Annotated in this window: 17 protein-coding genes; 11 read left to right on the forward strand and 6 right to left on the reverse strand. The window is 64.2% G+C overall.

All coding sequences use genetic code 11. The annotated features are described in order from the left end of the window. Positions 1-94: 94 nt before the first annotated feature. The 5 genes from FFS21_RS09190 to FFS21_RS09210 all read left to right on the forward strand — a co-directional run bounded on the left by FFS21_RS09190 (position 95) and on the right by FFS21_RS09210 (position 5,628). Positions 95-988 (forward strand): alpha/beta hydrolase, encoded by an 894-nt coding sequence (locus FFS21_RS09190; protein ID WP_137924515.1) that lies wholly within the window; start codon positions 95-97, stop codon positions 986-988. A gap of 10 nt (positions 989-998) precedes the next feature. Then, entirely contained in the window at positions 999-3,047 is a 2,049-nt protein-coding gene (locus FFS21_RS09195) for a penicillin-binding protein 1A (RefSeq protein WP_502705158.1), read from the forward strand. 29 nt (positions 3,048-3,076) lie between these two features. Next, the gene (locus FFS21_RS09200; protein ID WP_137924570.1) at positions 3,077-4,336 is read left to right on the forward strand and encodes an arsenic transporter; all 1,260 of its coding nucleotides are present in this window, start codon (positions 3,077-3,079) and stop codon (positions 4,334-4,336) included. A 99-nt stretch (positions 4,337-4,435) separates the two neighbouring features. Then, complete coding sequence (folE, locus tag FFS21_RS09205; protein WP_137924517.1) at positions 4,436-5,158, forward strand: GTP cyclohydrolase I; 723 nt, start codon at positions 4,436-4,438, stop codon at positions 5,156-5,158. Between the two features lie 26 nt (positions 5,159-5,184). After that, positions 5,185-5,628: a BLUF domain-containing protein gene (locus tag FFS21_RS09210; protein WP_137924518.1), complete on the forward strand. Its 444-nt coding sequence runs from the start codon at positions 5,185-5,187 to the stop codon at positions 5,626-5,628. Positions 5,629-5,650: 22 nt separating this feature from the next. Here the strand turns inward: FFS21_RS09210 and FFS21_RS09215 are convergent, their stop codons facing one another. Continuing rightward, positions 5,651-5,902 carry a hypothetical protein gene (locus FFS21_RS09215; protein WP_137924519.1) on the reverse strand — a complete coding sequence of 84 codons (252 nt, stop codon included), beginning with the start codon at positions 5,900-5,902 and terminating at the stop codon, positions 5,651-5,653. Between the two features lie 497 nt (positions 5,903-6,399). Between FFS21_RS09215 and FFS21_RS09220 the strand changes: the two genes are divergently transcribed. From FFS21_RS09220 to FFS21_RS09235, 4 genes are all read left to right on the forward strand, one after another. Then, positions 6,400-7,329, forward strand: coding sequence for a hypothetical protein (locus FFS21_RS09220; protein WP_237380590.1), 930 nt, complete (start codon positions 6,400-6,402; stop codon positions 7,327-7,329). Between the two features lie 431 nt (positions 7,330-7,760). Further along, on the forward strand, positions 7,761-8,408 hold the full coding sequence (locus FFS21_RS09225; protein WP_137924520.1) for a response regulator: 648 nt from the start codon (positions 7,761-7,763) through the stop codon (positions 8,406-8,408). Between the two features lie 9 nt (positions 8,409-8,417). After that, positions 8,418-11,828 carry an ATP-binding protein gene (locus FFS21_RS09230; RefSeq protein ID WP_137924521.1) on the forward strand — a complete coding sequence of 1,137 codons (3,411 nt, stop codon included), beginning with the start codon at positions 8,418-8,420 and terminating at the stop codon, positions 11,826-11,828. Positions 11,829-11,931: 103 nt separating this feature from the next. Then, on the forward strand, positions 11,932-13,296 hold the full coding sequence (locus FFS21_RS09235) for an MFS transporter (RefSeq protein ID WP_137924522.1): 1,365 nt from the start codon (positions 11,932-11,934) through the stop codon (positions 13,294-13,296). A gap of 9 nt (positions 13,297-13,305) precedes the next feature. On the opposite strand, the gene FFS21_RS09240 is transcribed toward FFS21_RS09235, so the two are convergent. Together FFS21_RS09240 and FFS21_RS09245 are read right to left on the reverse strand one after the other, a co-directional pair. Continuing rightward, positions 13,306-13,539 carry a hypothetical protein gene (locus FFS21_RS09240; protein WP_137924523.1) on the reverse strand — a complete coding sequence of 78 codons (234 nt, stop codon included), beginning with the start codon at positions 13,537-13,539 and terminating at the stop codon, positions 13,306-13,308. Positions 13,540-13,661: 122 nt separating this feature from the next. After that, entirely contained in the window at positions 13,662-16,367 is a 2,706-nt protein-coding gene (locus FFS21_RS09245) for a glycoside hydrolase family 18 protein (RefSeq protein ID WP_137924524.1), read from the reverse strand. 110 nt (positions 16,368-16,477) lie between these two features. Here FFS21_RS09245 and FFS21_RS32250 point away from each other — a divergent pair, with 110 nt between their 5' ends. Beyond that, a complete protein-coding gene (locus FFS21_RS32250; RefSeq protein ID WP_212745225.1) occupies positions 16,478-16,633 on the forward strand; it encodes a hypothetical protein in 156 nt (51 codons plus the stop codon). Between the two features lie 326 nt (positions 16,634-16,959). After that, positions 16,960-17,721, forward strand: coding sequence for a winged helix-turn-helix domain-containing protein (locus FFS21_RS09250; protein WP_137924525.1), 762 nt, complete (start codon positions 16,960-16,962; stop codon positions 17,719-17,721). Positions 17,722-17,821: 100 nt separating this feature from the next. Here the strand turns inward: FFS21_RS09250 and FFS21_RS09255 are convergent, their stop codons facing one another. From FFS21_RS09255 to FFS21_RS09265, 3 genes are read right to left on the reverse strand one after another with little or no spacing between them, the layout of a single operon-like run. Beyond that, the gene (locus tag FFS21_RS09255; RefSeq protein WP_137924526.1) at positions 17,822-18,820 is read right to left on the reverse strand and encodes a Bug family tripartite tricarboxylate transporter substrate binding protein; all 999 of its coding nucleotides are present in this window, start codon (positions 18,818-18,820) and stop codon (positions 17,822-17,824) included. A 50-nt stretch (positions 18,821-18,870) separates the two neighbouring features. Continuing rightward, the gene (locus FFS21_RS09260; RefSeq protein ID WP_137924572.1) at positions 18,871-19,683 is read right to left on the reverse strand and encodes an SDR family oxidoreductase; all 813 of its coding nucleotides are present in this window, start codon (positions 19,681-19,683) and stop codon (positions 18,871-18,873) included. 36 nt (positions 19,684-19,719) lie between these two features. After that, the gene (locus FFS21_RS09265; protein ID WP_137924527.1) at positions 19,720-20,559 is read right to left on the reverse strand and encodes an IclR family transcriptional regulator; all 840 of its coding nucleotides are present in this window, start codon (positions 20,557-20,559) and stop codon (positions 19,720-19,722) included. Between the last annotated feature and the right edge of the window lie 159 nt (positions 20,560-20,718).

Genomic DNA, 20,718 nt, shown 5'->3' on the forward strand with positions numbered 1-20,718 from the left:
TACAAGAACTCGCGGCAGTGCTGGGCTGTCCAACGCCGCATTGCCGGATTTTCGGATAGTCTGGGCAAGCTTGCCCATCTGTAGCCCCTAACCCATGTCATCGTCGATATTGCGCAGGACCCTTGCCGCCACGGTCGTCACGGCCAGCGGTTTCGTCTGTTACTGGACCTTTCTCGCCGTCAACCAGGAGCGGCTGCTGTTCGATGCGCGCCGTCGCCCGCCGCGCGACCTGCCCGAAGGCATCGAGGCGTATTCGCACCCGGTGCCGGGCGGCCTGTTCCGCGGCTATACCTACCGCGCCAGCGAGGAAGGTGTGCGGGACCTGCTTTTCTACCTGCCAGGGCGGGGCGAGGACGTGCTGGAAACGCTGCAGTTCATGAAATGGCTGCCGCCCGGCATGGGCTTTGCCACGTTCGACTATCGAGGACTGGGCCACTCGGACGGCATGCCGTCCGAGGCCGCCGCCGTGGCCGATGCCAGCCAGTTCCTGCTCCACATTCGCCGTGCGTTCCCCGGCGTGCGCGTCCATGTGGTGGGCCGCTCGTTGGGTACCGGGGTGGCCATCCAGTTGGCGGACCTGCAGGATTTCGAGAGCCTGCAACTGATCACACCCTACGATTCGCTGCTGGAAATCGTGCGCAAGCGCTTTCCGCTGGTGCCGCTGCGCCAATTGATGCGCCACCATTTCGACTCCATCGCCCATTGCAAGAAAGTGGTCCAGAGCACCAAGGTCCTGCTGGCCGAGACCGATGACGTGGTGCCGCACGAATGCTCCGAGCGATTGATGGCGGCGTGGCCCGGCCCCGTGGCGGTCCAGACCATTGCCGGCACGGATCACCATACCATCGTGGAGCGGCCGGAAACCTGGCTCGCACTGTGTGAATTCGCGCGACAGGTGCCGCATCAGCCGCCCCTGCGCATCCGGGCCGAACCGCCCGAAGATGTCACCGATACCGGAGTGCCTTTGCCGCTCGCCGCTGCACGGTAGAATGCGCGCCATGAAAAAAATCGTAGTCAAGGCCGCCGGTGTGATGGCCGGGCTGGCAGCCGCCAGCGTATTGCTGGCCGGTTTTGCCGCCGTCATCAGCCTGCAGCAACTGCCTTCGGTCGATGCTTTGCGCGACTACCGCCCCCAGGTGCCCCTGCGTGTCTTCACCCGCGACAACGTGCTGATTGGCGAATTCGGCACGGAGCACCGTGAATTCATCCCCATCGAGCGCATGCCGAAACTGATGTCCGAGGCGCTGCTCGCCGCCGAGGACGACCAGTTCTACAGCCACGTGGGCGTGGACATTCCCGGACTGGTGCGCGCCGCGCTCGCCAATATCGGCGAAGGCTACGCCCAGGGCGCCTCGACCATCACGATGCAGGTGGCGCGCAACTTCTATCTCTCGCGCGAGAAGACGCTGTCGCGCAAGTGGTATGAAATCCTGCTGGCTTGGCAGATCGACCGCTCGCTGTCCAAGGACCGCATCCTTGAGCTGTACATGAACCAGGTCTATCTGGGCGAGCATGCATACGGCTTCGGCAGCGCCGCGCAGACTTATTTCGGCAAGCCGCTCGATCAACTCTCGCTCGCGGAAACCGCCGTGCTGGCCGGGCTGCCCAAGGCGCCCTCGACGATGAACCCGGTGGTCAACCTGCCGCGTGCCAAGCGCCGCCAGGAATATGTGCTGAGCCGCATGCTGGCGCTTGGCATGATCTCGCAGGACCAGTACCGCGCCGCACGCAATACGCAGATCGTGGTCAATCGCGATGCCAACGGCCGCTTCGACGGCCATGCCGAATACGTGGCCGAACTGGCGCGGCAACTCGCCCATGACCGCTTCGGGGACGAGGCCTATACGCGCGGCCTCAATGTCTACACCACCGTTTCGTCAATGCACCAGACCCTGGCCTACGACGCCGTGCAGGCCGGGCTGGCGCGCTACGGCAAGCGGCACGGCGCAGGGAAGTCCTCCGCAGCTGCCCCTGCCCTGCCACAAGCCGCGCTGATTTCGCTCGATGCGGAAACCGGCGCCATCGAGGCCATGGTCGGCGGCGCCGACTTTGCCACCAGCCGCTTCAACCACGCCACGCAAGCCCAGCGGCAGCCGGGCTCCACGTTCAAGCCGTTCGTCTATTCCGCCGCGCTGGAGCGCGGCATGTCGCCGGGCACGCTGATCAACGACGCGCCGCTCGACAATTCGCCGCACTGGAACCCGTCTAACGACGACAACCGCTTTGTCGGGCCGATCACGGTACGCAACGCGCTGGCCGAATCGCGCAACCTGCCGGCCATCCGCACGCTGCAGGCCATCGGTATTCCGTACGCGATCGATTTCGCCGGCAAGTTCGGTTTCTCGTCGAAACGGCTGCCGCCGTACCTGCCGATGGCGCTTGGCACCGGCACCACATCGCCGCTGCGGCTGGCCGCGGCCTATGGCGTGTTTGCCAACCAGGGCCATCGCATCGAGCCGTACCTGATCGGCAAGATCACGGACGGCGACGGCAACGTGCTGTTCGCCGCCGACGATACCGCCCCGCCGCGCGTGATTTCGGCGCGTAACGCCTTCGTGATGAACAGCCTGCTGCAAAGCGTGGTGGACGAAGGCACGGGCAACGCCGTCAAACGATACCTGCGCCGCGACGATATCGCCGGCAAGACCGGCACCACCAACGACGCCGTGGACGGCTGGTTCGCGGGCTACGCGGGACAGGTGGTCACCGTGGCGTGGATGGGCTTCGACGATAACCGCAGCCTGGGCCGCCACGAATTCGGCGCCACCACGGCGCTGCCGATCTGGGCGTCCTATATGGAAGGGCGGCTTGCCGGCGTGCCTGACGCGAACTTCCCCACCCCGCCGCAGTTGGCGCGCATGAATAACGATTGGGCCTATGCCGAGAACGCCGATGGCATGCATGGCATCGCATCGCTGGGCTTCCCGCCGCCTGCGGTGGCCGATGTGGCCCCGGATGCGACAGGCCAGGGCAACATGGCCGGCGGTGCGAGCATCACCCCTGCCAACACCGCGCCGACGCCGCCCACCTCCGCCAGCCCGCTCTGACCGATTCTCCGATGCTCGCCGCCACGCATATGTCCGCCTACGCCACGCCGCTGATCTGGGCCGTCGCTGCCCTGGCCACGGCCGGCGTGCTGTTCCGGCCGTTCCGCCTGCCCGAGCCGTTCTGGGCAATGGGCGGCGCGCTGCTGCTCTGCGTGGCCGGATTGCTGCCGTGGCGCGATGCCCTCGATGCCGTGGCGCGCGGCATCGATGTGTACCTGTTTCTCGCGGGCATGATGCTGATCTCCGAACTGGCGCGCAAGACGGGCCTGTTCGATCATGTGGCGGCGCTGGCCGTGCGCAGTGCGCGGGGATCGGCGCGGCGGCTGTTCGTGCTGGTCTACGGCTTCGGCATCGCGGTCACGGCCTTCATGTCGAACGATGCCACCGCCGTGGTACTGACCCCCGCCGTGCTGGCCGCCACCCGCGCGGCGCGCGTCAAGCATCCGCTGCCCTACCTGTACGCCTGCGCCTTCATCGCCAATGCGGCCAGCTTCGTGCTGCCGATCTCCAACCCCGCCAACCTCGTGCTATTCGGCGAGCGCCTGCCGCCGCTGATGGGCTGGCTGGCCCGCTTCGCATTGCCCTCGGCCGTGGCCATCGTCATGACGTTCGTCGCGCTGTACTGGACGCAGCGCCACGCATTGGCCGAGCGCATTGCGGAAGATGTGGACACCCCCCCGCTGACCCTGCAAGCCTGGATCACCACGGCCGGCATCGTGCTGACCGGCGCCGCGCTGCTCACCGCCTCCCTGCACGGCAAGGACCTGGGATGGCCCACCTTCATCGGCGGCGCCATGACGCTGGCCTGCGTCGTTGCCACGCAACCGCGCCTGCTGCGGCCTGCGCTCACCGAAGTCTCCTGGGGTGTGCTGCCGATGGTGGCCGGGCTGTTCGTCCTGGTGGCAGGCCTCTCCCAGACCGGCTTGACCGATCAACTCGCGCACTGGGTGCGTGAGCTGTCTGTGCGTGAAGGCGGCGCGGCGGTAATGGGTGCGGGTCTGGCGGGCGTGGTAGTGGGCCTGGTTTCGAACATCGTGAACAACCTGCCTGCCGGGCTGTTCGCGGCCTCCGCACTGGCTGCGGGCCATGCTTCGGAAACCGTGACGGCTGCCGTGCTGATCGGCGTGGATCTGGGCCCGAACCTGTCCGTCACTGGCTCGCTGGCCACGCTGCTCTGGCTGACCGCCTTGCGGCGCGAAGGGCACAATATCAGCGCCGGCACCTTTCTGAAAACCGGCGCCATCGTGATGCCGATGGCCCTGCTGCCTGCGCTTGCCGTGCTGCGCTAGGCGGACAGCGGGCCGCGCCAAGTTGTGGCACTGGGCCAACTGCCATATAGTGAAGCACCGCGCACCGCGCCTTTTACCCGCCCGATCCAGCGGTCAGACATGTCACACAAGGACCATCCCGACGGGCCGAAGCACGCCACTGCCACGCCAGTATCGGATCGCATCCGCGCCCGCATCGCCGCTTCCGGCGACCGCTTCCACGCCAACGACAATATCGCCCGCCATATCGAACATGGCGAACTGGATGCCCTCCAGGCCGAAGTCGAGGCACGCATGGAAGAGGTGCTGCGGACCCTGGTCATCGATGTCGACCAGGACCACAACACGCGCGAGACGGCCCGCCGCGTGGCAAAGATGTACCTCAAGGAAATCTTCGCCGGCCGCTACGCCAGGCCGCCCGAAGTCACCGAGTTTCCGAACGTCGAGCAGTTGAACGAGTTGATGATCGTGGGCCCGATGCGCGTGCGCAGCGCCTGCTCGCATCATCTTTGCCCGATCATCGGCAGCCTGTGGGTGGGCGTGATGCCGAACCGCCATTCGAACCTGATCGGGTTGTCCAAGTACGCTCGGCTGGCCGAGTGGATCATGTGCCGGCCGCAGATCCAGGAGGAGGCCGTGGCCCAGGTAGCGGATCTGCTCCAGGAAAAGATGAACCCGGACGGGCTGGCCATCGTCATGGAAGCCGAGCACTTCTGCATGCACTGGCGCGGCGTGCGCGACACGGACGCCAAGATGACCAACAGCGTCATGCGCGGCTCCTTCCTCAAGGACGACAAGCTGCGCCGCGAATTCCTCACGCTGTTGAATTTGAATCGTCGCTAAGCCAGAGAAGGGGAAAGGGGATAACGATGCTAGTTCGCCTGCTCTACGCCAGCCGCGCTGCGGTGCCATTGACGGCCGAAGTGCTCGACGCGATCCTCGACACAAGCCTCGCACGGAATCCGCCCAACGGCATCACGGGCGTGCTGTGCCACAGCAACAGCGTGTTCCTGCAAGCGCTGGAAGGCAGCCGGGAAGCGGTCTCGCGCCTCTATCTCAACATTGGCCGCGACGCCCGCCACAAGGAAGTGGTGCTGCTGCACTACGAGGAAATTGCCGAACGGGCGTTCTCGGGTTGGTCAATGGGCCGCGTCAATGCCAACAAGATCAACGCCGCCATGCTGCTGAAATACTCGGCGCAGGGCGAACTCGATCCCTACCGCATGCCAGGTGCAGCATCGTTGGCACTCATGAAGGAATTGATCGCGGGCGCGGCCATCGTCGGGCGCAGTCCGGAACGCGCCCGCCACTGATTGCCTTCGGTCTGACGTCCGCTCAGACAGACACCTGGCCGAACAGGCCGCATTCGAGATCGCTCTCGAACTCTTCCACCCAGGCAGTGCCCGGTCCGGCGTCATAGACGCTTTCGGCGCCGGTCTTCTGCCTTCGCACCGTCACCTGGCGTGCCGTGGTGCCGTTGGTATCTGAAAACTCGAACTCCTGAAGCGCAAGACCTACTTGCCGGAAGACGGCTTCGATGTCTTGTTGCTCGTTGGCGGGGAAGTCGGGGAACAGTCGCATTGCCATGGCACACCTCCATGCGGGGGTTGTACGGCGCGGCCCCTGCGTAGAGGGTACGGCGCGACACGAGCATGCCACGAATTCCGCGGCGACGTGATGCGCTGCGAAAGACCATGCCCGCGCTACATGTATTGCGGCGCCAACGCGGCATGGCGGAGGTCTTCCCGCCCGAACAACCGCCTCGCTGCTGCCATCCCGCGGGCCCATCCAAGCGCCTCGGAATATCGGGATATGTACCCAATCCCAGAAATAAACGAAATAAAATTAAAGAAAATTTAAATCAGAATTTCACTTTATCCACATCCAATCATCATTGGATAGTTAAATAGTATTTCACCTAAATAAAGCCGTTCCCGGCCCTAACGGATGGCGATCCCATTCATTTAGCAAGACAAAGCCGCGCAAGATATTTTTGAAATCTCTCATTTTTAAGTCCTTGGCGATAGCCCGGCGGGGTATACCCATTTAGTGTCGAGCCTCACCTCTATCAAACAGGACAGACGATGCGCAACAAGTTCTCCAAAGAGCGGAGCGCCAGCGAACGCAGTCAGACGTTGCTCCAGACCGCCCGGGCCCAGGCCAACGCACTACAAGGAATGTATCGCGATACGCTCGGGACCTTCCTGGATTCACCCAGCTGCGTGCCGGTACCGCGCGCCGCCCGCGCCCTGTTCTGGCTCGGACGCCTGCGGCAATGGCGTGCCATCGACGTTGGCACGGGCGCATCCGAAGCCAACTGGCTGTCGCTGCATCTTGGCGTCGTCGAATCCGTAGCCGGTACGCATGCCCTGGCCATGCACCGGGACCAATGGAGCGGCCCCAATCGCCGGCATACGTACGAGCGCGACATGTCGTTGCAGATTGCCATGATGCTCGCGCTGGGCTGGAACGAAATGGCGGCGTTTGCCCTGCAAGCGTGGTTCGGGGTGGAGAAGACTGTGGCCGGACAGAGTTGCCTGACAGGGATGACCGGGATGATCGTCGGCGTCGCAGGCGACGCGCTGAAGATAAGCGTGCCGGCGAGCAACTTCCAGCGCAGCGATGCATTGCTCGGACACATACTTGAGAACTGGCAATCCGACGACGCGCAATTCTCGCCCCTCGCAAATTCCCTGGCGGAGCGCCACATGCTGCAGTGCCGCCTCGACACCGATCAATCACTGTTTGACTTCGACCATCCGATCGAACAGGCCATGCCCGTCGAACTGCTGATGCTGCTCAGGCTGCGCGGCAACACCGAGATGCCCGCATGGCTATCTCTCCATGCTGCCCTCGCGCATCCCGCCGCCGTGCTCGTCCAGAGCAGCCCGCCCGTGCAATCGCAGCGATGCGCGGCGTTCATCGAACGCGTCAGCCGGCTGTTACCCCAATATCGTGGCCTTACAGACGCCATGGCGCGACAGGGGAACCTTATCCAGACTGCTGCTGCGTAACGCGCCGCCCACCCGGACAAGGCCCGCCGACAGCGTGATCGGTGGCCTTCACTCGTCACTTTTTCGGCGAATCCAAAGAATCTGCTATTTAATTATCTGACAACCGTGAGCAGAATGTCGCGCTTGTCTCCGTCGGCATCGACGGGTGCCAAAAGCTCATCGCATGTAACTGGAATTCTTCGCATCCTCTCCAACATTTATTGCGACATATCAAAGCGACACCACGCATGCTTCCGGGTCGCCAAGCAAGTACCGCCAATTCCAGTTTGAATCCATCATAATTTGACGATTCACAATCTGATATTCAATCAAATTGTGATTTTCCGTTCATGGTGGAGTATTTTTCCTATGTTCGCGAAAGTACGATTCCTTCGGCGCAGCGTTTCCGATCCGGACGCCGCTACGTTTATGCAAATAAGGACAATTGAGGCATGCCTGCAAAAACCATTCGTGTCGCCCTGGCAGATGATCATCCTCTCGTCGTCACCGCACTGCGCGATTGCCTGCAACGCACGCCCGGTTTCCAGGTGACGTGCGAATGCACCAACGGCAGTGAACTGGTTGGCGCGCTCGCGCAGAATCCGGTCGATGTAGCCGTGACGGACTTCAGCATGGGCTACGGGGACACATCACTGGACGGGTTCAACCTCCTGCGCCGGCTCACACGCCTGTATCCGGAAACGCGCATCGTCATCGTGAGTGCGCAGAACAATGCGGGCGTGGTGACGCGGGCCATGAAACTGGGCGCGCGCGCGTTTGTCAGCAAGGAAGACGAACTCGACGAAATCGTGCGCGCCTGCATCCATGTCACCGTCAGCAGCGGTTACTTCTATTCGCCCTCGATCCGCGCGGTGCTGGATAACGCCGCCACCGTCACGGCACCCACCACGGAACTGACGCTGCGCGAACTTGAGGTGGTGCGGCTCTACGCGCAAGGCTTCCAGCTCAACGATATTGCCAGCAAGCTGGGGCGCTCGGTGAGCACGATATCGAGCCAGAAGACCGTGGCCATGCGCAAGCTCAACGTCCAGACCAATACGGATCTGATCCGCTACGCCTACGAGAATGGATTGATCTGATCGGCCATCATGCAGCAGATCCTTGACCGTACGCAGGAGTCGCTGTCGCAGGCATTCGAGACCCTGGCGGCGAACGCCAGGCGGCAGCAGAAGCTCTATTACGCGACGGTTGCGCTGCTGGTGGCCATCGTGATGGTGGCGGCGCTGCTGCTGGCCGGCCTGGCTGCGGCCCGGCACCTCGACATCCGGCGCGGCCATGTTGCCCAGTACGTGAGCACCATTTCGTTGCAGCTGCAGAGCGAATCCTCGTTCCTGCGCCGCACGGCGCTGACGATCCAGTATTACGCTGCCGCCGCCAGCACGGCCCCGCCCGATCCCACGCTGCTCGCCGACCTGCGGCGCGACGGCATCGCCGTGGCGGCCGACCGGCGCTACGTCATCCTGGTGCCCGCCGCCACCCGCCGCGCACTGGGTAGCCAGTTGCCAGAACGACTGTGGCAACTCCAGCAGATCGCCACCGCCACGCTGACCACCCAGACTGCATTCGGACTCGACCATCTGGCCTATGTGGTGGATGCCGATGCCACCTACGCCATCGTGCTCTCGCCATCGCCGATGACCGATACGGCGCTGGCCCTGCTTGGCGCCGAGCGGCTGGCGGGGCTGCGCGACATTGTTCGCCCCGGGGACAGTGCGCAGCCGCAACCGGACTCGCAACGCTGGCTCGGTCCCATCGACGATCCGATCACCGGACATCGCAGCATGCTGGCCTCCAGCACGGTCTTCACGCACGACGGCAAATCGGTCGTCATGACCGCGAGTGTGCCCGTGGAGTCGTTCCTGGCAGGGTTGAAACGACCAAGCGACCCGGCGACGCTGCTGCTCGTCGGGCACGATGCTGGGACCATCGACGTCTCGCCGCACATGGTGCCGCAGCAGGCCGAGCGCATCCTGGCACGGGTGCGCCAGGTGCCGGGCGAGTCCATCGACGTGACCGCGCGGGGCCTGCTGCTCAACCAGCCCCTTGGCGACTTCGGGGCACTGGTCTATGCCCTTTCCTACCGCACCCTGCTGGCGGCAATCGTCACGGAACTGCTGATCATCGGTGCCGTGGCCGCCCTGCTGATACTGGCGCTCATCCTGACAGCCCGCTACTGGGACATCCATCTGCTGCGGCGCAGCCATGCGGAAGCGGCCAGGGCGCTCGACAACGAGACCATCAACCACATCCTGGTCAGTGCCACGCCAGTAGGACTCTGCATCGTCCGGCGGCACGACCACCGGATACTGACTTCGAACATGGTGGCGGATACGCTGCTGGGATGCACACAGGACGCGCCCCTGCCTTCTCACATCGCCGATGCCATGCAGGCGCAGCCGGCCATTTCCCAGATCACGGTCCCCGCACACGTGCCCGAGACCGGCCAGTTCCTGTCGATCACGTACGCACCCGTTCGATACCGGGACGAAGACGTGCTGTTCTGCGCCATCCAGGACGTCACGGCGCAGCACCAGCTGGAGCACCAGCTGCGCGCGGCACGCGAGGCAGCCGAATCCATGATGCGCGCGCGCTCCAACTTCTTCGCGTCGATGAGCCACGAGATCCGCACGCCGCTGAACGCGCTGCTCGGCAATCTCGAACTGCTGGCCCGATCCGACGGCATGGCGTCGCAAGCGCCGCGACTGCGCGCGCTCCAGGTAGCCTCGGACGGTCTGCGGCGGATCGTCAACGACATCCTCGACTTCTCGAAGATCGACGCCGGCGAGATGAAGCTCGTCAACGAGCCGTTCCGGCCCATCGACGACCTGGAAAACCTGGCGATGTCCTATGCACCGATGATCGCCAACCGCCCGACGCTTTTCTATGTGCATCTGTCGCCCACGCTCGACACGGCGTTGATTGGTGACCGCACACGCATTGCGCAGATCGTCAGCAACCTGCTCAGCAACGCGTTCAAGTTCACGGCCTGCGGCAAGATCATGCTCAGCGCCGAAGTCGTGGCCGATACCGAGGGCCGCAACGTGCTGGTCTGCCGGGTACGGGACTCGGGCATCGGCATGCCGCCAGCGCTCGTGGCGCGGGTCTTCCAGCCCTTTGTGCAGGGCGAGGCCAGTACGTCGGCGCGCTATGGCGGCACGGGGCTGGGCCTGTCGATCTGCGCCCGACTGACCGAGATGATGGGCGGACATATCACGGTCGAAAGCGTCGAAGGCGTGGGCACGGCATTCACCTTCGCGATTCCACTGCCAGCGGCTCCGAACCAGGTGGCCCGGCACGAGTACGAGGTGCATGGCAGCCGTGCCATGATCCTCTGCCAGGAAGCCGAATCGGGCACCATGCTCGGGGCCTGGCTCGAACAGGCCGGATGGCGCGTGCAGACCTTTCACCAACCGGCTGCGGCCCAGGCGTGGCTGCGGAACAATCGCCCTCATATCTTGATGGTGACCGGCGAATACGGTCTGAAGACAGTGGCGGAACTGCGGCAGATCCATCCGGCCCGCGCGGTCTGGATCACGCTCAATGGGCCGGAGCGCGCGGTGAAACGCCAGGATGGCGTCTTTGAGGTCACGACGTTTTCCCACACGGCCCTGCTCGCCGCGGCAGTCACCGCGCTCGATGACGAGGGCGATGGCGGAGATGAAGACGGCCAGGGCGCCGACGACGACGGCGATATCGCGGAGCGCCCGTTGACCCCGGCGCTTCCCGCCACCGGTCTTCATGCCGCGCGCCGCACGATACTGGTCGCCGAGGACAACGCGCTGAACCAGACCTTGATCGCGGAACAACTCGAATCGCTGGGCTGGCAACCCACCGTCGTGGGCGACGGCCGGCAGGCGCTTGACGCGCTGGCGCAGCACGCCTCGGACATCGACGTCGTACTGACCGACATTCACATGCCCGTGATGGACGGCTATGCACTGCTCGCGGCCATCCGGGCGAGCTGGCCCGACATGCCGGTATTGGCATTCAGCGCCGTCACGCATAGCGAACAGGCCGGCGAATGGCAGGCGCGCGGATTCACCGGGTATGTGGCAAAGCCGGCCTCGCTCGCCACGCTCGGCGCGGCACTTGGCGCGGTGCGCCCGAAGCAGGCCGCCGTCACCAGCCGGCACGCCGAAGCCGACCCGGACGTTTCCCACGAATCCGCATTGCCGGCCAAGGAGCTGGCCCGATACTGCGGACTCCTGCGTGATCATTTGCAGCAGGACGCGCCTGAACTCGCCAGCATCCTGGTCCGGCGCGACGTGACGGCGCTGCAACACTGGGCACACCGGTCGGCCGGCGCGTTTCTCGTGGTAGCCGCCCATAGTACGGTGCGCGCGTGCCGCACCGTGGAACGCATTGCCGAAGCGGCAGGCGGAGCCTGGACGCCGGAGCTTGCGGCGGCGGCCGAAACGATGCAGGTGGCAGTCAATCAGTTCCGCGAGGCAGGACACGAGGCGGCACACGACACCTCCGGTGCCACGACGGCCACATAGGGGGGGCGGCGAGTCGGGCGCAGAATCGGCGCCCTCAGGATTTGCGCGCTCAGGCGGGACAGGACGATAATGCGACGCTCAAGCTCCCGCCCCTCCCCGCTTCATGTTGCCTCACCAAGGTCTTCCGCAGCCACAGCGTACCTGGGCCATCCTGACGGTGTTCTGCGGCCTGGTCATGGCCGTACTCGATGGGTCGATTGCCAATATCGCGCTGCCGTCGATCTCCCGCGAACTCCAGTCCGACCCCTCACGAACCATCTGGGTCGTCAACGCCTACCAGTTGACGGTCACCGTATTCCTGCTTCCGCTCTCCTCGCTGGGTGACATTCTTGGCTACAAGCGCGTCTATCGCGTCGGGCTCGCCACGTTCCTGGTGGGGTCGCTGCTGTGCGCGCTGTCCGTCAACCTGCCGATGCTGGTGGCGGCGCGCGTGATCCAGGGGATTGGCGGCGCGGGCATCATGAGCGTCAACACCGCACTGGTGCGCTATATCTACCCGCCGACGAAACTGGGCCGGGGGATCGGCCTCAATGCGCTCATCGTCGGGGTCACCATTGCCATCGGACCGTCGCTCGGCGCCCTGATCCTCGGGTTCGGCAGTTGGCAGTGGCTGTTCGCCGTCAATGTGCCGGTTGCCATCTTCGCGCTGGCCATCTCGAAGCGCGCCCTGCCGGAAACACCGGCGGAACCCCACCCGTTCGATTATTCCAGCGCGGTTCTCTCCGCAGTGGTGATCGGCCTGTTCATCCTGGGTCTCGATGGTCTTGGGCACGGCGCGTGGCGGCTGATCGCGGCCGCGAGCCTGGTGTCGTCATTGCTGCTGGGATGGTGGCTGATCCGCCGGCAACGAGGACGTCCTGCGCCGCTGGTACCGGTTGACCTGTTCAGGAGCCGAGCCTTCGTGCTGGCCGTGGGCACCTCGTTCTGTTCGTTCATGACGCAGATGCTGGCCTTCGTCTCTCTGCCCTTCTACCTCGAATACCAGCTGGGGCGCAGCCTGCAGGAAACCGGGCTGCTGATCACGCCATGGCCGCTGATGGTGGCCCTGATGGCGGCGTTGGCGGGCCGGCTGTCCGATCGGTATCCGGCCAGCATCCTTGCCGGGATGGGACTGGCCATGCTGGCCACGGGTCTTGTTGCGCTCTCGCTGCTCGGGCCGGACGCATCGAGCCTCGATATCGCCTGGCGTACCGCACTGTGCGGCATCGGCTTCGGCTTCTTCCAGTCGCCCAACAACCGCGCGATGATCTCGGCCACGCCGCCTGCGCGCAGTGGCGGTGCAAGCGGTGCGCAGGCCACCACTCGCCTGTTGGGACAAACCACGGGCACGGCCGTAGTGGCGCTGCTGTTCAGCCTCGATGCCACGGGCGCGGCGCGCATCGCGCTGTACGTGGCCGCCGCGGTGGCCACCATCGGCGCCGTTGTCAGCCTGAGCCGGCTGCGCATGGCGTCCGCCGGTCAATCCTGACGTCCGCGTTCATCGCCGCGCAGGCGGATTGCCAAGACGCCGCTCACGATGTTCGAGTCTTTCCAACCGCTCCAGGCGCTGCAGCCAGTCCGCACCATCGCCTCCGCCATCGGCCCCCTCCGGAAAGGTCAGGCCGCCGTGGCCGCCCGCATCGCTGATGCGGTTATGGTCACCCTCCACGGAAATCACCGTGCACCCCGCCAGCAGGATGGCGGCTGCCGCCATCGTTTGCGCCCATCTCATGGAATACCTCCACGCCCGGGGGCAGGGAAACAAAAAACCGGGGAAGGCGCCGCCCTGCCTGGCCGCGTCGTCCCCGGAACCGCTACCGGCTCATCGCCGGTTACTCAGGGTCCCCGTGCCGCTCAGGCCGGACCTTCGTCCAGCCACGGACGGGAGTCGCCGTCATCCACCGTCGAGGTGTACGCGGGATCGCCCGGCTCCTGATCGGCGCCCACCCACCACTTGGCGCGGTACTTGTGCAGTCCCTTGCCCTGGTAGTTGTTGGTCACCTCGGAACCCGCGTCGTAGGCCTGCGGACGCCACGTGCCCTCGCCACCGGAACTACCGCCCGCCAGAATCTGGAGAGTGACGGTATCGGTGTCGTCGTCGCCCGTACCGGCGTCGCCCGTTACCTTCAGCGTGATCTGGATGGTGGTGTCGCGGTCGACGATCGGCGCGTTGGCTGTGACCGAAATCTCGTCGGCGCCGTCGAACGACAGGCCCGGTGCCGTCCACGCATACAGCAGCGGGGCAGGACCGGTGGATTCCACACCAGACAGCTGGATCGGCGCGCCGCTTTCGTACTGCGTGCGGCCCGTGATCTTGGCCACCACGTCGCCCGGTTCGTCCTCGCCCGGCACCACGGTCAGGAAGATGGCGCTCTGGTTGGTCTCGGCGCCATCGTTCACCGTCAGCTTGACCCAGTAGTCGGTCACGGCACTGACGGTCGGCGCGGTGCCTTCCACCAGTTGGGCGGTGCTGTTATGGAACGGCAGGTCCGGCGCGTCCCACAGGTAGGTCAGCGCATGGCCGTCCGGATCGAACGATGCCTCGGCAGACAGCCCGTACGGCGTGCCGGACTCCAGCAGCACCGTGATACGCGAAGTAGGCGGCTGGTTGGTCTTGGTCTTGACCTTGAACGTCTGGCTGGCCGTGGCCGTACGACCCGCTTCGTCCGTGACGGTCAGCGTTACCGTGTAGGTGTGCTCGGGCGGGCCAACGATGCCCTCGGCCACCGGGCCCGTCCAGCCATCGAGGAACTGCAGGCCCGTGGCGCCCCACTTGTACGTCAGGCCGTTGCCGATCGAACGCAGCGCGGAGAACTTGACCGAATCGCCGACAAAGGCTTCCGTGGGACCCTCGATCACGGCCACGGGCGGCTTGTCCTGGTCTTCCACGTTGATGCCGTTGAAGTAGAACGGCTCCATGTCCACCACCTCTTGCGTCGGCGTGGCGCCCAGCCCTTCCCGCGCGGCGTTCAGCAGCACGCCGCTGTCCATGTCGATGGTCCACGTGAACAGTCCGCCCAGGTTGTTCTCCAGTACGTAGCGGCCCTTCTCGCGCACCGAGCGCGGTGTGTCGATCGACAGGAACAACTCGCTCTCGGCGTTGTAGAGGTAGTCGGCGTCGGCCACCGTGTCCGTGTACACGTTGAAGCCGTTGATGCCTGACTTGGCCTCGAGGTCGAGGTAGTTGTACAGGATGTCGTAGAACTCGGTGGCGCCCGATTCGTACGTACCCGTGGTCGTGCCTGCGCCTCGGTCGTAGGTACCCGCCAATGGCGACCATGACGACACCACGGCACCGCGTCCGCTGCGGCTGTAGGCGGCATAGCCCACGAAGATGTTCCGCGACGGCACGCCCTCGCCCAGCAGGTATTGCACCGCGCGGTCGATACTGAAACCTTCCGGATCGTCGAGGTCGAGATCGTACAGGTTGGTGTGGTGGGCCAGCTTCGGCGCCCAGGGGGTGCCGAAGAAATCGTAGGTCATCAGGTTGATGCCCTCGACCCCCGCAGCCAGCATGCCCGGGATGTCGGCCGCGATCAGCGTGGCGTGGGCTGCGCCGGTGGCAATGCTCACGCGCACGTGGGGCAGGCGCTGCTTGATGCCGCGCACCAGATGCTGGAAGTTCGTCGCATCGGCCGGGCCATGCGGATTGCCCGCACCGGGCATGCCGGGGTATTCCCAGTCAAGGTCCACCTCGGTGAACATCGGGAAGCGGTCAAAGATGTACGCCAGGCTCTCGATCAGCGTCTGGCGCCTGGTGGCGTCGGCCGCCACCTCGTGGAACGCGCCGCTCATGGTCCAGCCGCCCAGGCTGAACGACAACTTCAGCTTGGGATTCTGCTTCTTGAGCTTGGCCAGTCCGCCCAGCACGCCCTGCGCCTTGGCCTCGTTGAACAGGTCCTTGTAGTCATTGCTGACCCAGCCCGTAAAACCGACGTTGCGGAACGACGCCACATCGCCCCACGCATCGGTGAAGGTGGCCTCATTGAGTTTCTTGCCGAAGTCCACGGCTGCCTGGTCGATCGTGAAACGCTTCTCGCCCTGGTCGCCCACGATGCCCGCAAAGCCAATGATCAGGCGGTCGTAGGCCGAAGCGTCCAGCAGCATCAGGTCCGTGCCACGGCCGGCTGCCGAGTTGGCGAAATTGCCATCGAGACGGCCGTCGTATTGCGACCAGTCGGTGTAGTAGCCGAACACTTCGGTGCTGTTCTGCGTCGTGCCGTACTTGTTGTACACGCGCTTGGCCACGCGCGTGGACGTGTACGAGAAGTCGTTGACTTCCGTGGCCGGATCGAAGCTGTTCTGCTGGTAGGTCTTGTCCGACGCGCCTTTCGAAGCCGGAATCGACGGATCGCCGGGATCGCCGTCGTAGACCAGCTTGCTGTTCGTGCGTCCGCTCTGCAACGCATTGCGGCGGCCCGCGAAACGGCTGCGTACCGGGCGCGCCGGCGCGGGATCGCTGGGATCTCCGCTCCGGAACACGCGCGATGCCAGGCCGACCCGAGGCTGGGTGGCCTGACCTGCCGGCTGCTTGCTGCTGTTACCAGATTTCTTTGTCATGACGTCTGTCCTTGCAGATTGATTTGGCGCCGCCGGTGCGCCACGGCATTTGCTCGAAAGATCGCAGTCGGCGACGGAATGCATCTTTCCGATTTCGCCGCTGCATTGACATGGATACGGCATGGAATATCGACGGTGACAAGTTATCCATCGATCCGCAGGCGGCAATCGACAGCCACGCGTCGGTTATCTCGATTTTCGGCACGCGCCATTTCACGGAATATGGGACACCCCGGATCCATGCGGAAAATGGAAAACGTGGATAGCGGAAAATCCATCGCTACTGCAATGACAGAAACGTCGACATACCCGATTGGGTTATGATGAAGCGCCTTCCGCGCTGACAGTATTCAATTCCGTCAAATCATCATGTTGTGACATTCGGCCAATGCGCGAGGCATTTCTGTTTGCACCAGAGATGACAAGCACCCCGGGCGGTAGATTGTTTCGCGAATGCGGAATATTCCAGGAGAGCCGAGCATTAAGCTGTCACCCGAGCGGGTCAGATACGGACGGAAATATCTTCCATGGGAGCTATTTCTGCGTATCGATACGCTTGTCGTCCATCGATGACGACATGGGGTGAGACGAAATGATCCGGAATGGCGACTCGGTTTTTTTTGATTGGGAAACGGACCGCGTATTACGTGGAGGGGTGGAAGCCAAGATAACGGGACAGCAGAAAAAACTGCTACGGCTGCTGGTGGAAGGAAAAGCGCCCGTTAAATCGCGGGATTATCTCTTGAAAGGAGTATGGGGGAAACGCGCAGCACTGGTTGACGAACTTTATCTCGTGCAACTGGTGTACCGCTTGCGCAAGGCGCTGAGTCCCGTCAGCCTGGATGCCCACATCGTGACCGTGCCGCGTCAGGGCTACCGGTTTCTTCCGGTGGCGTACACCACCACGGTGTCGCCGCCGCCTCCCGATCTGATTGCCGAGCCGGAATCGGGTCTGGAACAGGCGCGCGGCCTGGCGCACGTGCTGGCGCGGCTTGGCATGCCGATTTCCTCATCGCCATCTCTTGCTGCGTTCGCAGATAACGACGACACCATGCATATCGACGAGATGCAGGGCATCGTGTCGTTCAACGGCATTGTCGCCAAGTTGACGCGCTTCGAGTTGCGGCTGCTGATCGTGCTCAAGGATCATGGCGAGGCGGTCATGTCCAGGACGCAGATTATTGCCTCGGTCTGGGGCCCCGAGGCGATGGTCGACGAGAACTGCCTGACGCAACTCGTCTCCAGGCTCCGACGGGCGCTCCATCCATTGGGGCTGGATACCTGTGTGTCCGCAGTACCCAAGATCGGCTACCGCTTTCGTTCCCAGACTGGCTCGGCGGCGCGTACGTTCTGAGTGGTAGCGCGACTGCCTTCGCGCTATTCCGTCCGCATTCCAGCAGATTTCCGCCATGCCGCTCAGCGGTCCGGCGAAAATCCGCTTCATCGTGACGCCACTACTCAGCCTTGGCGCCCGAGTCCTTCACCACCTTGGCCCATTTGGCGATCTCGCTGCGTTGATACTCAGCCAGTTTCTCGGGCGTACCCAGCACGGGGTCAAGCCCGATGGTCTTGAGCTTGGCCTGGACATCGGGCAGCGTGAAAATGCGGTTGAGTTCCGTATTGAGCTTTGCCACGACATCCTTGGGCGTATTGGCTGGCGCAAATACCGCGAACCACGACGTGGCGTCATAGCCAGGCAAGCCCTGCTCGGCAATCGTCGGAATATCCGGCGCCGATGCCGAGCGCTGCGCGCTTGTCACACCCAACGCGCGCAGCTTGCCCTCCTTCACCACCGGCAGTGCCGACGGCAGGTTGTCGAACATCATCGTGATGTGTCCGCCCAGCAGGTCCGGAATGGCCATCGCCCGGCCCTTGTATGGCACGTGCGTGATCTTGGTCCCGGCCATCGTATTGAACAGTTCGCCCGCCACATGCAGCGAGGTGCCGACGCCCGGCGTACCAAACGTCAGTTGACCCGGTTTCGACTTGGCCAGCGCAATCAGTTCCTGCACGTTTTTCGCCGGCACCGAAGGATGCACCACCAGCACGTTCGGGGTGGATGCCAGCAGGATGACCGGCACGAAGTCCTTCACCATGTCGTACGGCATCTTGCTGTAGAGCGCGCCGTTGATCGAGTGCGTGCCCACCGTGCCGAGCGCCAGCGTATAGCCATCGGGCGGGGCCTTGGCCACAGCCTCGGCGCCAATGTTGCCGCCAGCGCCGGGCTTGTTGTCCACCACGATGGGCTGGCCGAGGCCGGTCTTCTCGGAGACGATGCGCGCGAGGATGTCCGGCGCCCCGCCGCTCGGAAAGCCCACCACGATGCGCATGGGCTTGTTCGGATAGGCATCGCTGGCCAGCACGGCAGGGGCCCACGTCGATGCAGCCGTAGTGGCTGCCGCAGCGGCCAGCATCCCCAGCACCTGCCGGCGCCGGAACATTCGATCACGCATGGTCTGTCTCCTGAATCTTTCTTATGGATGGGTGAAACCGGTACTACGTGCTACACGACGGTATTGCCGAACTCCTTGGTGACCTGATCCTGCAGACGGCGCATGCCGCGCAGCCAGCGATCATAATCCTGACCCTTGCGGCGATAGTATTCGAGTACCTCGGGATGCGGCAGGATCAGGAAGCTCTCGCTGGCCACGCCTTCCAGCGTCTTCTCGGCAACGTGCTCGGCCGTCACCGATCCGGCCTGCAGGAACCCCTTGCGCTCGCCTTCTTCGCCGAACAGCATCTTGGTCTGCACCCCTTGCGGGCAGATGCAGCTCACCTTGATGCCCTGCTCGCCGTAGGTGATCGACAACCACTCGGCAAAGCCGATTGCCGCATGCTTGGTTACCGCGTACGGGGCCGAGCCGATCTGCGAAAGCAGCCCCGCCGCAGATACCGTGTTGATGAAGTAGCCGTCGCCGCGCTCCAGCATCTGCGGCAGCACCGCCTTGGCCGCATGGATATGCGCCATCACATTGATTTCCCAGATACGCTGCCAGTCGTCCGCCGTCGCCTCCAGCCCCTTGCGCAGGATGATGCCGGCATTCGAGCAGAAGATGTCCACCTGGCCGAAGCGCCGGGTCGCCACATCGACCAGTCCCTGCACGGCTTCCGCATCGGCCACATCCACCCGTTGCGCAAAGACCTGGCACTCGGGCGCGGCCTCGGCAGCTTCGGCGGCCACGCGGGCAGCGCCCGCTTCGTCCAGGTCGGCCACGGCCACGCCGCTTGCACCCGCGCGTGCAAACGCCAGCACCAGTGCGCGGCCAATGCCGGTACCGCCCCCGGTCACGATCACTGTCTTGTTGCGAACTTCCATCATCGTCTCCTGTTCATGTTCAAGTTGAGTGTTCGGCTACGCTGGCTGCCATAGCCGCGAGGCCAGCGTGGCCGCCAGCTCGCGGATACGCGGCCCGAGATTGCCTTCCAGAATTTCCGGCGACAGCCGCGTCGAGGCGCCACCCACGTTGACGGCCAGCACTTCCGAGCCGTCGGGCAGGCACACTGGCGCTGCGGCGCCGCTGACCGAGCGATCCCATTCCGCATGCGCCACGCAGAAACCTCGGCGCGCATGCTCGCGCAGCGCACGCTCCACCTTGGTACGCACGCCGGGCCAACGCGAGCCATGCTGCCGCTCCAGTTCCGCGAGCACCGCCGCGCGCCGCACCGCAGGCAAGCCAGCGAGCCATGCGCGGCCCATTGCCGACGTGGCCATCGGCAGACGCGAACCGGGCGTCAACCGCATCACCAGCGCGCCGCGCGGCTGGCACACCTCCAGGTAGAGCATGTCGTGCCGGTCCGGTACGGCCAACGCCACCGTGCATCCGGTGGCAAACGCCAGCGACTGCATCAACGGCTGCGCCACCTGCCGGATGCCGGCGCCGGACAAGTATCGCTGGCCGGGCACCATGGCACCTTGACCTATCCGGTACTTCTCCTGGCTCTCCACGTAAACCAGATAACCGAGCGTGGCCAGCGTGTAGGTGAGCCGCGACACTGTGGGACGGGGAATACCCGTACGCCGCGACAACTCGGCATTCCCAAGATAGTCATCATCGGGGCCGAAGGCGCGCAGAAGATCGAGTCCACGCGCCAGCGCGGTGACGAAATTACGGTCCTCGCCATCCACGGGCACGGCATTGCCCCACGGCAATGCGGCGTTGGCGGGTTGTGGAATCGAGGTCGTCCGTTTCATGAGCGATTGATATCAGTTTCCATGCCCGCCCACGTCCGCTATTCAAGGAAAACATAGGGGTCATAGGCGCTGTAAATATGCGCGCGGACGCGCACCTCCAAACGCGCGATCACGCCACTTGCACGCTGAAATCAGGGAATACACCGACGATGTACGGTA

The organism is Cupriavidus sp. 2SB (genome assembly GCF_005503625.1).
GTDB lineage: Bacteria > Pseudomonadota > Gammaproteobacteria > Burkholderiales > Burkholderiaceae > Cupriavidus.

Coding starts and splice junctions, on each gene's coding strand:
- FFS21_RS09190 (WP_137924515.1), top strand. CDS start 95: ATGTCATCGTCGATATTGCGCAGGACCCTTGCCGCCACGGTCGTCACG.
- FFS21_RS09195 (WP_502705158.1), top strand. CDS start 999: ATGAAAAAAATCGTAGTCAAGGCCGCCGGTGTGATGGCCGGGCTGGCA.
- FFS21_RS09200 (WP_137924570.1), top strand. CDS start 3,077: ATGTCCGCCTACGCCACGCCGCTGATCTGGGCCGTCGCTGCCCTGGCC.
- folE (WP_137924517.1), top strand. CDS start 4,436: ATGTCACACAAGGACCATCCCGACGGGCCGAAGCACGCCACTGCCACG.
- FFS21_RS09210 (WP_137924518.1), top strand. CDS start 5,185: ATGCTAGTTCGCCTGCTCTACGCCAGCCGCGCTGCGGTGCCATTGACG.
- FFS21_RS09215 (WP_137924519.1), bottom strand. CDS start 5,902: ATGGCAATGCGACTGTTCCCCGACTTCCCCGCCAACGAGCAACAAGAC.
- FFS21_RS09220 (WP_237380590.1), top strand. CDS start 6,400: ATGCGCAACAAGTTCTCCAAAGAGCGGAGCGCCAGCGAACGCAGTCAG.
- FFS21_RS09225 (WP_137924520.1), top strand. CDS start 7,761: ATGCCTGCAAAAACCATTCGTGTCGCCCTGGCAGATGATCATCCTCTC.
- FFS21_RS09230 (WP_137924521.1), top strand. CDS start 8,418: ATGCAGCAGATCCTTGACCGTACGCAGGAGTCGCTGTCGCAGGCATTC.
- FFS21_RS09235 (WP_137924522.1), top strand. CDS start 11,932: ATGTTGCCTCACCAAGGTCTTCCGCAGCCACAGCGTACCTGGGCCATC.
- FFS21_RS09240 (WP_137924523.1), bottom strand. CDS start 13,539: ATGAGATGGGCGCAAACGATGGCGGCAGCCGCCATCCTGCTGGCGGGG.
- FFS21_RS09245 (WP_137924524.1), bottom strand. CDS start 16,367: ATGACAAAGAAATCTGGTAACAGCAGCAAGCAGCCGGCAGGTCAGGCC.
- FFS21_RS32250 (WP_212745225.1), top strand. CDS start 16,478: ATGGATACGGCATGGAATATCGACGGTGACAAGTTATCCATCGATCCG.
- FFS21_RS09250 (WP_137924525.1), top strand. CDS start 16,960: ATGATCCGGAATGGCGACTCGGTTTTTTTTGATTGGGAAACGGACCGC.
- FFS21_RS09255 (WP_137924526.1), bottom strand. CDS start 18,820: ATGCGTGATCGAATGTTCCGGCGCCGGCAGGTGCTGGGGATGCTGGCC.
- FFS21_RS09260 (WP_137924572.1), bottom strand. CDS start 19,683: ATGGAAGTTCGCAACAAGACAGTGATCGTGACCGGGGGCGGTACCGGC.
- FFS21_RS09265 (WP_137924527.1), bottom strand. CDS start 20,559: ATGAAACGGACGACCTCGATTCCACAACCCGCCAACGCCGCATTGCCG.